1 protein-coding gene and 2 pseudogenes are annotated in these 1308 nt (G+C 36.9%); 2 read left to right on the forward strand and 1 reads right to left on the reverse strand.

Going from position 1 to position 1308, the window contains the following annotated elements:
- Window positions 1–100: 100 nt before the first annotated feature.
- Window positions 101–334: pseudogene (locus PLX19_RS25900) on the forward strand (ATP-binding protein); the annotation flags it as partial.
- Here PLX19_RS25900 and PLX19_RS25905 read toward each other — a convergent pair.
- Window positions 321–395 (reverse strand): annotated as a pseudogene (locus PLX19_RS25905) (IS6 family transposase); the annotation flags it as partial. The pseudogenes PLX19_RS25900 and PLX19_RS25905 overlap by 14 nt on opposite strands.
- A gap of 87 nt (window positions 396–482) precedes the next feature.
- Between PLX19_RS25905 and PLX19_RS25910 the strand changes: the two are divergent.
- Window positions 483–1190, forward strand: coding sequence for an IS6 family transposase (locus PLX19_RS25910; protein ID WP_272191800.1), 708 nt, complete (start codon window positions 483–485; stop codon window positions 1188–1190).
- The last annotated feature ends 118 nt before the right edge of the window (window positions 1191–1308 follow it).

Here is a 1308-nt window from a genome sequence, read left to right on the forward strand (position 1 = left end):
AAATAAAGGTTCTGGTGCAAAGTTGAACAAAATATAGAGAAGGTTTTAGATTAGAGGTAGGGTGTTTTTGCCCATCCTCGAAGGAATGGGCAAAAACACCCATAATGCAATTCGATATTCTCCAGTGTCTGGAACGATTGAGTGAATTATAGAGGAAAATAAGCAGAAGAATCATGTTCAATTCATTGTACGTGATGAAGGAGAAGGCATTGCTTATAGTCATCAACTGCGCATATTTGAACGCTTTTTTAGAACAGATCCATCAAGAAGCTCACAATCTAGGGGATCTGGACTCGAATTATCCATTGCACAATCATTAATTGAAATGCACAAAGTAATGCTGGTGCTTTATCTGTTGTTAGAACCGTTAGTTCTCCAAACGTTTTCACTGGTTCTGGTGCAAAAACTTCAGGACAATTGCAATAAATCTACAAATCTTGGACATACTGATACTACTAAGCTAAAGAAGGTGCGTGATTGGTATGGAAAAGGAAAATTTGTTCAAATGGAAGCACTATCAACCTGATATTATCTTATTAACGGTAAGATGGTACCTACGGTACAGCCTAAGTTTTCGTGATTTGGTGGAAATGATGGAGGAACGAGGTTTGTCTATTGCTCACACCACTATTATGCGTTGGGTGCATCAATATGGACCTGAATTAGATGAAAGAGTACGACGTCATCTTAAGACAACAAATGATTCCTGGGGAGTCGATGAAACGTATGTGAAAGTAAAAGGTCAATGGATGTATTTATATGGCGCAGTCGATTCAGAAGGAAATACCATTGATGTTTATCTCAGTGAATCAAGAGATAAACAAGCGGCCAAGCGCTTTTTCAAGAAAGCCTTGGCTGCTTCTCATATTTGTAAACCTCGTGTGATAACAGTAGATAAGAACCCTGCCTATCCTATAGAAATTCAAGAATTAAAAGAAGAGAAACGTATGCCTGAAGGCATACAAATAAGGCAAGTTAAATATCTCAATAATATAGTGGAACAGGATCACCGTTTCATTAAGAAACGTGTGCGCTCTATGTTAGGATTCAAGTCATATGAAACAGCCACTTCTATATTGAGTGGCGTTGAAACCATGCATATGATGAAAAAAGGACAACTTCACTTACAGGTGAAGTCTGTCCAAAATGAAGTTAGATTCATACATAAATTGTTTGGAATTGCATCATAACCTGCCATTGAATAGTCTATGTAAGTTTCTATGTCTCTGTCAAATGATTTTTGCACCAGAACCTTAGAAAGTACTTTCCTTCATAAGAGAATACTAAGTATTAATATTGATATTTGAA

Source organism: Bacillus sp. BP-3, from assembly GCF_028401955.1.
Lineage (GTDB): Bacteria > Bacillota > Bacilli > Bacillales > Bacillaceae_G > Bacillus_A.

Bases quoted from the DNA above. Each gene is read 5' to 3' on its own strand.
- PLX19_RS25910 (WP_272191800.1), top strand. From the start codon at position 483: ATGGAAAAGGAAAATTTGTTCAAATGGAAGCACTATCAACCTGATATT.